This is a genomic window from Azospirillum agricola, from assembly GCF_017876095.1.
In the GTDB taxonomy this organism is placed as follows: domain Bacteria; phylum Pseudomonadota; class Alphaproteobacteria; order Azospirillales; family Azospirillaceae; genus Azospirillum; species Azospirillum agricola.
Genome location: NZ_JAGINM010000002.1, coordinates 200192 through 212026, shown reverse-complemented (window position 1 = coordinate 212026; position 11835 = coordinate 200192). Strand labels below are relative to the sequence as shown.

At 69.6% G+C, this 11835-nt stretch carries 11 protein-coding genes and 1 riboswitch; of the genes, 7 read left to right on the top strand and 4 right to left on the bottom strand.

All coding sequences use genetic code 11. The features are described 5' to 3' along the window. Nucleotides 1-2: 2 nt before the first annotated feature. Nucleotides 3-782, bottom strand: a complete 780-nt coding sequence (locus J2847_RS03360; protein WP_209776983.1) for an ABC transporter ATP-binding protein — start codon at nucleotides 780-782, stop codon at nucleotides 3-5. Further along, nucleotides 775-883, bottom strand: a riboswitch (TPP riboswitch). (Overlaps the previous gene by 8 nt.) A 160-nt stretch (nucleotides 884-1043) precedes the next feature. On the opposite strand from J2847_RS03360, the gene J2847_RS03355 reads away from it, so the two are divergent. The 3 genes from J2847_RS03355 to J2847_RS03345 all read left to right on the top strand — a co-directional run bounded on the left by J2847_RS03355 (nucleotide 1044) and on the right by J2847_RS03345 (nucleotide 3451). Beyond that, nucleotides 1044-2150, top strand: a complete 1107-nt coding sequence (locus J2847_RS03355) for an acetoin utilization protein AcuC (protein WP_209776982.1) — start codon at nucleotides 1044-1046, stop codon at nucleotides 2148-2150. 168 nt (nucleotides 2151-2318) lie between these two features. Further along, nucleotides 2319-2897: a hypothetical protein gene (locus J2847_RS03350; protein ID WP_209776980.1), complete on the top strand. Its 579-nt coding sequence runs from the start codon at nucleotides 2319-2321 to the stop codon at nucleotides 2895-2897. Continuing rightward, on the top strand, nucleotides 2897-3451 hold the full coding sequence (locus J2847_RS03345; RefSeq protein ID WP_209776979.1) for a hypothetical protein: 555 nt from the start codon (nucleotides 2897-2899) through the stop codon (nucleotides 3449-3451). Before J2847_RS03350 ends, J2847_RS03345 begins: the two co-directional genes overlap by 1 nt. Before the next feature lie 74 nt (nucleotides 3452-3525). On the opposite strand, the gene J2847_RS03340 is transcribed toward J2847_RS03345, so the two are convergent. Beyond that, nucleotides 3526-5199 (bottom strand): hypothetical protein, encoded by a 1674-nt coding sequence (locus J2847_RS03340; protein WP_209776977.1) that lies wholly within the window; start codon nucleotides 5197-5199, stop codon nucleotides 3526-3528. Nucleotides 5200-5434: 235 nt separating this feature from the next. Here J2847_RS03340 and J2847_RS03335 point away from each other — a divergent pair, with 235 nt between their 5' ends. The 3 genes from J2847_RS03335 to J2847_RS03325 all read left to right on the top strand — a co-directional run bounded on the left by J2847_RS03335 (nucleotide 5435) and on the right by J2847_RS03325 (nucleotide 7572). After that, nucleotides 5435-6130, top strand: a complete 696-nt coding sequence (locus tag J2847_RS03335; protein ID WP_233474251.1) for a hypothetical protein — start codon at nucleotides 5435-5437, stop codon at nucleotides 6128-6130. A 200-nt stretch (nucleotides 6131-6330) separates the two neighbouring features. After that, nucleotides 6331-6759, top strand: a complete 429-nt coding sequence (locus tag J2847_RS03330) for a response regulator (protein ID WP_209776976.1) — start codon at nucleotides 6331-6333, stop codon at nucleotides 6757-6759. A 327-nt stretch (nucleotides 6760-7086) separates the two neighbouring features. Further along, the gene (locus J2847_RS03325) at nucleotides 7087-7572 is read left to right on the top strand and encodes a single-stranded DNA-binding protein (protein ID WP_209776974.1); all 486 of its coding nucleotides are present in this window, start codon (nucleotides 7087-7089) and stop codon (nucleotides 7570-7572) included. Nucleotides 7573-7714: 142 nt separating this feature from the next. On the opposite strand, the gene J2847_RS03320 is transcribed toward J2847_RS03325, so the two are convergent. Next, nucleotides 7715-9043: a hypothetical protein gene (locus J2847_RS03320; RefSeq protein ID WP_209776973.1), complete on the bottom strand. Its 1329-nt coding sequence runs from the start codon at nucleotides 9041-9043 to the stop codon at nucleotides 7715-7717. Between the two features lie 210 nt (nucleotides 9044-9253). On the opposite strand from J2847_RS03320, the gene J2847_RS03315 reads away from it, so the two are divergent. Continuing rightward, nucleotides 9254-9838 carry a hypothetical protein gene (locus J2847_RS03315; RefSeq protein ID WP_209776971.1) on the top strand — a complete coding sequence of 195 codons (585 nt, stop codon included), beginning with the start codon at nucleotides 9254-9256 and terminating at the stop codon, nucleotides 9836-9838. A gap of 25 nt (nucleotides 9839-9863) precedes the next feature. On the opposite strand, the gene J2847_RS03310 is transcribed toward J2847_RS03315, so the two are convergent. Beyond that, a complete protein-coding gene (locus J2847_RS03310) occupies nucleotides 9864-11741 on the bottom strand; it encodes a lytic transglycosylase domain-containing protein (protein ID WP_233474250.1) in 1878 nt (625 codons plus the stop codon). Nucleotides 11742-11835: the final 94 nt, after the last annotated feature.

Genomic DNA, 11835 nt, shown 5'->3' with positions numbered 1-11835 from the left:
CCTCATGCCGCCAACCTGCGCAGCAGCTCGGCCTGGAGCGCCAGCAGGGCCGGATCGTCGACCCGGCGCGGGGCGGTGCCGGGCGGCTCCAGCGCCGGACCGATGGCCGCCGGGCGCCCGGTCATCACATGCAGGCGGTCGCCGATGCGCAGCGCCTCCAGCGGGTCGTGCGTCACCATCAGCACGGTGCGGCCGGCCAGCGTCTCCGCCGCCGTCTCCTGGAGCCGCAGCCGGGTCAGCGCGTCGAGCGCCGAGAAGGGCTCGTCCATCAGGACCAGCGGCTTGTCCTCCATCAGCGTGCGGGCCAGCGCCACCCGCTGCCGCTGCCCGCCGGACAGCGACGCCGGACGGTCGCGCTCGCGCCCGGCCAGCCCGACGCGGGCGAGCAGGGCGATGGCGCGCTCCACCCGGTCCGCGTCCGGCTTCCGCCGCCGCAGCCGGTCGCCGAGCAGCGCGTTGTCGAGCACGGACAGCCAGGGCAGCAGCAGATCCTGCTGGGCCATGTAGGCGATGCGCCCGCCCAACGGCCGGCCGTCGCCGGCTTCCACGCGGGTCGGCGGCTCGGGATCGGCCAGCCCGGCCAGCACGCGCAGCAGCGTGGTCTTGCCGACGCCGCTCGGCCCCAGCAGGCAGGTCGTCCGCCCGGCTTCCAGCGTCAGGGTCAGGTCGGAGAACAGCACCGTCCCGCCATAGGTCAGCCGCGCCGACGACACCGTGACGGGCAGGGCCGCGACGGGGGGAGGGACCGGCCGGGCGCCGGAACGGAGAAGGACGTCGGTCATGACTCACTGATCCCTACGCCGGTGTGAACCGGATCAGGTTCCAGGGGTCGTCCCACGCCTCGGGACCTCTCAGCCGACCATCGGCTCCCCCCAGTGAAGGCGCCGACTATAGGCGGGCGGCGGCGGGCGCCGCAAGGGGGCGGTGGCGCCATCCCGCCTTGCGGAAACGCGCATGGCGCCGGCCCTTGACCGGAGGTTCCGGCCGCGCCACGTCATCGACGGCGGCGTCCCGCTCGCGCCGCGGCCAGACCGGATCATCCCTTGCCTGTTCCCCTGTTCATCGGCGGCGAGATTTACCGCGGCTCGACCTACGGGCCGAAGCACCCGCTGGCGATTCCGCGCGTCTCGACCGTGATCGACCTCAGCCGCGCCATGGGCTGGCTTCCCGAGGCGCGGTATCTCGACACCCATGTGGCGACGGAGCGCGAGCTTGCCCGGTTCCATACGCCCGACTACATCGCCGCCCTGCGCCGCGCCGAGGCGGAGCAGCGGGTCGATGCGGAGACCGCCGCCCGCCACAACCTCGGCAAGCTGGAGAATCCGGTCTTCCCCGAGATGTACCGGCGCCCGGCGACCAGCGCCGGTTCGGCGATCCAGGCGGCGCGGCTGCTGCTGGAGCGTCCGTCCGGCATCGTCTACGCCCCGGCCAGCGGCACCCACCACGCGCGGGCCGGACGGGCCAGCGGCTTCTGCTACTTCAACGCGCCGGTGCTGGGCATCCTGGAACTGCTCGACCAGGGGGTGCGGCGGGTGCTGTACGTCGATCTCGACGCCCACCACGGCGACGGGGTCGAGGAGGCGTTCGCGGAGGATGGGCGGGTGCTGACCGTCTCGGTCCACGAGGAGGGCCGCTGGCCCCGCACGGGAAGGGCGGAGGATCGCCACGCCGTCCAGGCCCGCAACCTGCCGGTGCCGCCCGGCTTCAACGACAGCGAGATGGCGTACCTGATGGAGAAGGCCATCCTACCGCTGGGCCGCGCCTTCCGGCCGGAGATTCTCGTCATCCAGACCGGCGCCGACGCTCTGGCCGAGGATCCGCTGAGCCGGCTGGAGCTGTCCAACCGCGCGCTGTGGGACTCGGTGGCGGCGCTGCTGCCGCTGGCGCCCAGGATCCTCGTGGTCGGCGGCGGCGGTTACAACCCGTGGTCGGTCGGGCGCTGCTGGGCCGGGATCTGGGCGATTCTGAACGGCATCGACCCGGTGACGGACCCGACGCCGGAGGCCGAGGCGGTTCTGCGCGCCCTGACCTGGACCCGCGCCGCCGGCCGCAACCCGCCGCCGCACTGGTTCACCACCCTGGCCGACGAACGCCGGCCCGGCCCGGTGCGCGACGGGCTCCGCCGCATGGTCGATGTGGCGCTGGCGTAACGACCCGTGGCGGTTGCGATTCGGATCGTCGAATTCCGTCACGTTTCGTTGACGAAACCGGATTGTTCGGGGATTCTGCTTTCCATGCGGTTCCGGTCGCGCCCCGTCGGGTGGCGCTGGCCCGGCTCCAGGGCGCGAGCGCGCGGGTTTGGGAGTGCTGGCGGACGGATGTCGAACACGACGCTGTTCCTGATCGCCATCGTCGTCATCATGCTGGCCGCGATCCCCGTGGCCATGATGCTGAAGGATTTCCTGCCGGGCATCCTGGAGAAAAGCTCCGGCTTCGACCAGCTGGAGAACCGCATCTACGTCCTCCATGCCGAGTCGCACGACCTCCAGGACCGGGTGAACGGGCTGGTCCAGCGCCGCAACGGGCAGGCGTCCGACAAGCACCGGCTGGAGGCCGACATCCGCAAGGCGGAGAAGCAGATCCGGGAGCTGGCCGAGCAGCCGCCGCTGTTCGTCCACGAGGTCGGCGACCCGCAGGCCGGACTGACCAAGTTCGTCGCCAGCGTCAGCCAGGAGAAGGCGTCGGCCGCCGCCCGGCTCAACGGGGACCGGGCGCAGGTCAACCCGATCTGGCGCTGCGCCAACGTCGCCGAGATCTGGGCGGCCAGCCAGGAGGAGGCGCGGCAGATGGTGGACGTGGCCTTTCCCTTCAAGATGGGCTTCGAGACGTCCTTCCAGCGCGCCGGCAAGGGCGCGCCGAAGAAGCCGGCGCTGCCGCCGAAGGTGGATGCCGTCTGATGATGCTCAACTTCATCATCGTCCTCGCCATCGTCGCCATCGGGGCGTGGCTCGGCAACGTGCTGCTGACGGTGGAGGCGCGGGTGTCGCAGACCCGCAACCGGGTGCGGGGTGCGCGGAGCAAGCTCGACACGCTCGAGGGCAACATCCGGCGCCTCCACCGCGAGGAGGAGAAGCTGCACGCCGAGATGGAGGAGCTGATGCGCGACGTGGTCGGTCTGCGCAAGGAGCAGTCGGAGGTCCAGCGCCGCCTGTCGGAAGCCCAGGCCAGGCGGCGCCCGCAGATCCTGATCCTGACCGACCGTCGCAACCCCAACGACAAGGAGTGGCTGGTTACGGTGGTGAACCAGCAGATCGGCGAGATCGACGCCGCGCACCCGCTGGCGCTCGATTGGGCGCGCGGGCGCGAGTATCTGGTGTGGGCGGACTCGGAGCGCGAAGCCGCCGAACGCGCCAACCGCCGCTTCAGCGCCCGGCCGGGTTATCAGGTGAAGACGGTGGCGCCCGTGAAGGGCGACTTGTATTCGGCGGGCGCGGCGCGCGGCGCGGCCTAGGTCCCGCTCCGCGCTTTCGCGCTCCGTCCGAAAGACCCTTCCCCGGCCGGGCGTGGCCGGGGAAGGGAAGGGGCTCAGCGGGCGCCGGCCTTGGCCGGGGCGTTGCCGGTCTGGCGGAAGGCGTCGTGCAGGTAGGGCGACAGCGCCAGACGCATGTTGCGCAGCCACTCGTGGATGACGATCAGCGAGCGCGAGGCGACCGGCGGCGTCATGCCCAGCTTCACCAGATCCTCGCGGGTCATGGTGGCGACCTGATCCAGCCGGTGGCCGGTCAGCCGCGCCCAGGCCGGGGCGGTGCAGGGGGGCATCGCGATGACGTGGACGCCCTCGCGCTCGACCATCTCGGCCTTGCGGCGGGCGTACTGGCTGTCCTCCAACTGGCTGAAGGGGCCGGAGGAGCCGTTCTCGACCAGCACGCGCTTGGCCTTCGGCGCGATGGCCGCCACCCGCTCCAGCGTCGCCATGCCGGTGGACAGCGAGGCGAGATCGACCGTGACCGGCACCATGAAGGTCAGCCGTTCGCCATCGCCGACGTAATAGTCGAAGCCCGACACCTCGGCCCAGTTGAAGAACCACTGCGAGATGTTGCCGCCGAAGTCGTACAGGCGGCCGCCGCGCTGCAACTCCGGCCCGATCAGATCCCAGAACTCGTAGAAGCCGTCGCCCGAGCCCATCATGTTCATGAAGTCCTGGGTGATGCGGCGGTGTTCGACCACCTCCGGACCGAACAGGCGGGCGAGACGCTCGTTCACCTCGTACTCGACGACCTTCAGTTGCAGGCCTTCCAGCATGGCGGTCGCCATCAGGTGATGGGACAGCAGCGTCTTGCCGACGCCGCCGCGGTCATTGAGGACGAAGATCGTGCCCAGCATGCGATCGCCTTTCCAAAAAACGTTCGTTGTTTCGTCGTGAGAGAGGGGTGAGCGGGTGACGTGCGATGCCGTGGGCGGCGGAGCCGCGGGCAGGGGGGGCACGGCCGCCGGTTCCGGCAAGCCCATGTCCCAATGCGCCGGTTCGGGATGGTCCGGTCCGGGGTTCGGTGCGTCGGGGAGCGGTGCGTCGACCGGAGCCGCCGGAGTTGCCGGAGCCTGGGGCTCCGGAACGGGCGGTTCCGTGGGGGCGGGTTCCGGCTCGGGAGGGGCCGCGGCGGGGTCCTCCGCCGGCGGGGGCGCCGCGGCGGCGATCCCTGTCTCCGGGGCCGTCGCTTCGCTGTCGGGGATTTGGTCCGCCGGGATTTGGTCCGTGTGGATTTGGTCCGTGTGGATTTCGTCCACCGGAATCCCGTCGCTCGGTGGGGCGTTGTCCGCCGATTCGCTCCGCGCCTCCTCCGCGCCCGTTTCCAGGCCGCCGGCCGCGTCGCTGCGTCGCGGCTGGGGGGGCGGACGCGTGGGAGGTTCGGTGGGGCCATCGGCGGCGGCCGGCGGGCGCCGGGCCTCCAGCGCCGCCTGATGCACGGCGGCCAGCGTTTCCGGCGGGGTCGCGGAGGCATCCTCCGCCGATTCGTCGCCGCGCCCCTCGTTGCCGACCAGGAAGAAGGCGGAGCGCAGCGTCACCGCCGAGATCGGCTGGTTGTCGCGGGCGGTCACGCCCAGCCTGGCCAGCAGTTCGGAGATTTCGGCCCAGGACAGGCCGCGTTCGCGCATCAGCCCGATGTCGGCATAGCTTTCGCGTACCGCCTGCATGGCGCTGCGGTTGCCGGTGGGGCGATCGGCAAGGAGCCGTTCAAGTTCCGTGCGATCGATCGACACCGTCGGGGATTCCGGAAAGAATTGGGCGTTGGATTGGATGCCGCGGGAACGAGAAGCCGCAAGGAATCCGTTCCCCCGGCGGGCAAAAAATAGTACAAGCGGCCACAGCGCGCAAACGGTTTCCAAGCGCTCTTAACGGCGTTAAACAAGCAGCTTGCGGCGTGCCGCGCGACGGTTTCCGGTGTTGGCGCGGTTTCAGGATCGAACAGGATCGAATCTCCAGGGTCTGGTCAGGATGCCTCACGACTTCGGGTCTTTCGGGTCGCGCGACCGTCGTTCCGGATCGGCTTCCGCTTCGGGAATCGGCTTCCACGAATTGCGGCAGGCGTGTGAGATCTCGACCCTGCGGGAGGATGTGGAGCGTCTGGCGCACGAGGCCGCCACGCTGCGCGACCGCGTCGAGGAGGCGGTCGAGGACATCCGCGACCGCTTCGCCGCGCTCAGCGCCGAACAGCTGACCGACGCGGCGGCGATGGCGCCGCTGCTCCAGGTCGCCGTCACCACCCTGCTGGACATCCGCGAGCAGACGCGGCGGCTGAACACGCGGACCGGCCCGCTGCCCGACGACGACCGGTCCTCCTGGCTGGCCGCCGCCGACGCCCCGCCCGTCCGCCCGTCCGCCGCCGCCCCGCCCTGCGCGCCGGCGCCGCCCGCCCAACCGCTCCCGCCGGAGGAGCCCGCGCCGGTCGCGCGGGCGGCGTCGCCTTTCCCGGTCCCGCCGCCCCACGTCCCCGACGCCGTTCCTCCGGTCCCGGCCGCCCCGGCTGCCCCGGCGGCCTCGGGTCCCGGTCCCGGCGCGCCGTCGGCCTCCTGGCTCGCCGCCCGGCCGTCCCCCACGCCTCCCCCGTCCCGCGCGGCGGCGACGCGAAGCGGCGGCCCGTCCCCCGTGAAGCCGGGCGGCATCGACTGGCTCGGCCCGGCCGGCCGCTGATCCTTGTCCGTCATCCCGCTTGGCTTCGGCCCGCTGGCTGCGGGGCGGCGCACTCTGTCCGGAGTCCCGCCCGAAAGTTCATTTTCGCAACGAATGCGCTTGCAATTTCGGGGTGAGGGTAATATGACTGGAGAAATGGTAAATTAAATTTTACCAAAAAACGCAGCGATTGCCCGCAACGTTCGCCGAGGTCGGTCCCGATGCTGAAGGCCGATACCCTGACCCGATCGACCGGTGCCTCCCGGCCCCGCCCGCCGAGCCGCCCCCTGCGCCTTCTGGTCGTCGAAGACGAGCAGCTGTCGGCGGAAGCCGTCTGCATGGTGGTCAGCGATCTTGGCCACACCGTCTGCGGGACGGCGGCGACGGAAGCCGAAGCGGTCGAGATCGCGGCGCGGGTCCGCCCGGACGTCGCGCTGATGGATGTCCGTCTGGCCGGCGGCGATGGCATCGCGGCCGCGCGGCGGCTTCACACCGACCATGGCATCCGCTCCATCTTCCTGTCCGGTTACGCCGACCATGGCGTCATGGCGCGCATCACCGAGACCTACCCGCTGGGCGTGGTCCACAAGCCCTTTTCGCACGGGCAGCTGAAGGTGGTGCTGGATCTGGCCGCCCGCCGTCTGCGCTGAGCGCGGGCATCCGGTCTTTTTCGTCTCCTCGACGTTACGCCGAAGGAATCCGTTTCCCGGCGCCCCTTGTTCTGCTATAAATGTTCATGGAGTGTTCTTGTTCGGCGCGGTGGGGTGAGTGCTCCGCGCCGGCGCGATGGGAACGCTTCGACGGCGGTTGACCCGCGCCCCGTCCCCGTGCTTCGGTGCGGCCGGACCATGGCGGGGTCGCGACTTGTCACGCTGGCCCCCGCGAACGGGAACCCTCGGCATCCGGATGCCCACCGCCGGGCATCCCCATGGGCCGGCAAGGATGCTGGGACACTCGCGCTTACGGAGTATCGAGCGATGAATGTTTGGACGTTTACGGGACGCTTGGGCGCCGACGGCGAGTTGCGCACGACCCAGAGCGGCGAGAAGGTGCTGGGCTTCCGCGTCGCCAACGACGTTGGCTTCGGCGACCGCAAGACGACCCAGTGGGTCGATTGCTCGATCTGGGGCCGCCGCGCCGAGTCGCTGGCTCCGCACCTGACCAAGGGCAAGGCCGTCGTCATCTCCGGCGAGGTGACGCTGCGCGAGTTCGAGAAGCGCGACGGTACCCGCGGCGCCGGCCTGTCGGTCCGCGTGGCCGAGATCGACTTCACCGGCGGCAACCGCGAGGAAGGCGGCGGTGGCAGCTATGGCGGTGGCGGTGGCGGTGGCGGTTACGAGTCGCGCGGCGAGTCCCGTGGCGGCGGCGGTGGGTATGGCGGTGGCGCCGGTTCCGGCGGTGGCCGCAGCGGCGGTGGCGCTCCGCCCCGTCACGAGGATCTGGACGACGAAATCCCGTTCTGAAATCGACCGGACGCTCTCGGGTAAGGTCGAAAGGCCGTGAAACGCCCACGGAGCTTCGTTGCGCATCCCTTCCGGAGCCGATCCCGCATGTGTGGGATCGGTTCCGGGACGATGTGCGGGGAATGCCGGCTCGGCGCTTCCGTCAGCGCAGGGTGTTGCTCTTCAGGCCGGAGACGATGCCCATCGCCCGCTTGCCTTCCGCCATGTGGTTCAGCAGGGCGTTGATCATCTGGCGGCGGTTCGCCTTTCCCACCACGTATTCACGATCGATCTCCGCGAGGATTTTCCTGTTCTCCTCCTGCATGTCGGCCGCCATCTCCTTGTAGGCGACGTTGGTCGCCCCGATCATTTGAAGTCCGATGCTCTTGGCCGAGATCGGGTTGTAGCTCATCTGTTCGACGGTCTGCACATTGTCGGGCGTGAAGAGGCTGAGCGCCACCAGCGCCGGGGCGTTGGTGAATCCGGTCACCTTCAGGTCGCGGTACACCGCTTCCGACAGGAAATTCCAGTCGATGCGGTCGCCCATCGCCATGCGGTTGGACTTCAGCGCCATGTTCAGGCGCGACGCCTCCGTATACTCGCGGTAGGAGGGAATCGCCTTGACGGTGTTCTCGGTGCCGGCCCGCTGCAACGGATCGTCCATGAACGCCCCGATCATCTTGAGCGACTGGTTCATTTCATTGGCCATGACCGAGGTCGAGAGAACGAAATCGACCTTTTCGGTTTTCAGGCGCTCCAGCACATTCTCGTAATAGAATTTGCCGTAGAAGGCGAAATCCCCCCGCAGGGTCGTCGCCATCAGCCCGTTCTCGTTCGACATGTTGTCGGCGGCGGCGAGGATCGGATTGGCGTGGGTCGGGGTAAGGTGCCTGCGCACCGCGTCCGCGTATTTCTGCTCCAGCGTCTTGCGCCACTGGTCCAGGAGCGTGGCGTATTTCCGGCTGGTCGCCAGCGGAGCCAGCTTGAAGCTGCCCGACAGCGCCTTGTGCAGTTCCTGGGTCTCCGCCCAGTCGATTTCGTTGCGGAGGACTCCGCCCGCCGTCAACTGCGGCCGGTAAACCGGTTCAAGCACGCCGACACCCTGCGCCAGCATCGAACGTGCCAAATCAATGTACGGTTTACGAAGCGTCAGGGACTGAATGTATTTTCGCCCGGCGATCTCCTTATCTCCGAAATAATACTCGCCGGTTTCGTCGGTAACGACTTTTCCCATGTTGGCGGTTATCAGGGAAATCCACTCCTTCTTGTCGGAGTCGTCCGCAAGAATCGGCTGGTATTTCGAATTCGGAACCCCCGACATGTCGGCCATGGTTTTTACGCAACCCGACAGCGCGATGGCCGCGGCAAGGGTGACGAAAATCCGTCTTATCGTCATGATGAATGCAATCTCCGAGGGACGAAAATGATCTATTATCCTGGAATATAGAATAACATTCCGTTTTTCGTTCGGAAAGCGATGCGGATGCTTCATAAGGACACCCCGTTCCGGGACCTGTCCCCCCGCGCCCCGCCCGCATGGCGGCCGCGACTGCCCCCTTGCCCCTTCTCCGCTTCCGGCGGACCAAAGGCCTACCCGGCAGGGAAGGGCTGGGTGGGGGCGCTCGTGGCCCAATCCGCGCGGTTCCGTCGGGAGCGGCTTCCGATCATTCCGGCTTCACCCGACCGCGAGGCTTCGTCAATCATGCTGACCCGCAACACGCCGGCCGCCTTTGCGCTGCTTTCCGCCATTCTTCTTACGGTCACCCCGCATCCGGCGGCGTCGGACAGCCCGCGCGGCGTCGCTCGTCCGGTGATCGCCACGCTGTCGGGCGACCTCAACGGCGACGGCGTTCCCGACCGCGCGGTGCTGACCGGGCTGGACGACGAGGCCGATCTGGCGGTCCATCTGTCGGTCGATGGCGCATTGCCGGCCGATCCGACGCTGTACCGGCAGGCCATCGGCTGGAAGGGCGAGCTCGCCGGGACGCTGCCGGAGATGTCGATCACGCCGCGCGGCTCGCTGGTGGTGGTGTTCCAGAACGACGCCATCGGCCGCAACCGCTGGCGCGAGCAGTTGACCATCGCCTTCCGCAACGGCGTTCTGGTGGTTGCCGGCTACACCAATGCGTCCCGCGACACACTGGATCCGAAGGGCGGCGGGTCATGCGACCTGAACCTGCTGTCCGGCAAGGGGGTGCGGAACGGGAAGCCCATCGCCATCCCGGCCAGACCCGTGCCGCTGGCGGACTGGACGCAGGACTCGGTCCCCGAATCCTGCGTTTTCTGAACCGGCGGAAGCGGCGGCGCGACGGTCAGCGCCGCAGGTCGCGGTCGAGATTCAGATCGGCCTTCGTCCCCTGGAGGCGCGAGCGGTAGACCAGCACGGCCTCCATCACCCGCTGCACGTAGTTGCGCGTCTCGTAGATCGGGATCAGTTCGATCCAGTCCACCACGTCGATGCTGCCGGAGCGCGGGTCGCCGTAGGTCTGGATCCACTGCCGCACCCGGTTCGGCCCGGCGTTGTAGCCGGCGATCGCCAGCACGTAGGAGCCGTTGAAGCGGTCGATCAGATCCGACAGGTAGGCCGACCCCAGCGTGACGTTGTAGTCGGGGTCGCTGGTCAGCCGCCCGCTGGCGTGCTTCAGCCCGAGCTTGCCGGCGACGAGCTGCGCCGTGGCCGGCATGAGCTGCATCAGCCCGCGCGCTCCCGCCGAGGAGACGACGCGGGTGTTGAAGGTGCTCTCCTGGCGGATGATGCCATGGACCAGCGCCAGCTCCGGCGAGGCGGGGCGGGCGTCGATCATCGGGTAGCCGGCCTCGACCAGGAAGACGTCGTTCTGCGCCGCGTCCTTGGCGGCGGCGACCGCCAGATCGCGGCGGCCGACGGCGCTCGCCAGCCGGGCGGCCAGCGTGTAGTCGGCCGGCGTCTTGGCGTCGAGGCTGAGGCGGCGCAGGAAAGCGGTCACCCGCTCGTCGTCGCTGCCCTCGATCTCGGCGAGCAGCCGCACCACGCGCACCACCTCGCGGCGCTCGAAGGCGGTCGCCTCGGCGTTCGACACCTGCGGCGGGGCGGGCAGGGTGACCTTGCCGCCGGCGAGGTGCCGGGCGGAGAGCTGGCCGTAGAAGGTCGTGCCGTAGGGGGCGGCCTTGGCGTACCACTCGTTGGCCTGGGCGGTCTGGCCGAGCGCCTCGGCGGCGCGCCCGCACCAGTAGGCGCCGCGCGCCTTGCTGATCGGCGCGCTGACCGAGCGGTAGAGCTTGTTGAAATGGTTGAACGCCTCCGACGGCTGGTCGAGGAAGCGCAGCGCCAGGAAGCCGGCCAGGAACTCGGCCTCGGCGAAGCCGGAGCCGTCCTTCTGTCCATGCGCCTTCACCAGCCGGTAGGCGAGGTTGTGGTCGCCGCGCTCGATGGCGCGCCGCGCCAGCAGATGGCGCTCGCTCCACCACGCCTGCGGGCGGCCCATCTCGGCGGGGGCCTGGGTGATGATCTCCAGCGCCCCGGCGTCGTCGCCCTTGCGCCGCCGCCAGCGGGCGCGGTCGAACAGCAGGCCGGGGTCGTTGCGCAGGTTCGGCGCCACCCGCCCGACCGCCGCGTCGGCGTTGCCGCTGTCGGTGTCGAGCGCGATGCGCGCCTCGATCAGCGTGTCGTAGGCGTCGTCGAAGAAGGGCAGCATCCGGCGCACCGGCGCCTCCTGCCGCTCCCACAGCAGCCGGTCGATGCGCGCCTTGTGGTCCTGCTGACGCAGGTGCGAGCGGTAGCGGACGAGGAAGGCGGCCTCCTCGTCGGCGGTGAAGTTGCTCTCGACCCAGCGGGCGCGGATCAGGGGGACGGCGCGTTCCGTGCTGCCGCTGCCGATCAGCGTGTCGGCGTGCATCAGGAAGCCGTCGTTGGACAGCGGCGGATACTGGCGGAACCAGGCCAGCACCTGGTCGGCGTCGAGATCGACCGGCATCGCCTTCTCGGCCTGCCGGCGCAACTGCGCCTGGTTGGGCCAGTCGGGGTTGTCGCGGATGAAGGAGGATATCTCGGCGAAGTTGCCGCCGCCCGGCGTCGCCAGCGCCATCCAGCGGATCACCTTGGCGGGCAGCGGATCGGCGGCCTGTCCGGCCAGCCGCAGCGCCTCGTCGTGGCGCTCGTTGTCGGCCGCCTTGAAGGCCTGCCGGTAGAGCGCCAGATCCTGCGGGGTCAAGGCTCCGGCCACCACGGAAACGGGGGCGGGGAGGGCGAGCAAAGCCGCCAAAATTGCCGTTCTGGCGCTCTTGCCCAAGACGGCGGGGAGGTCT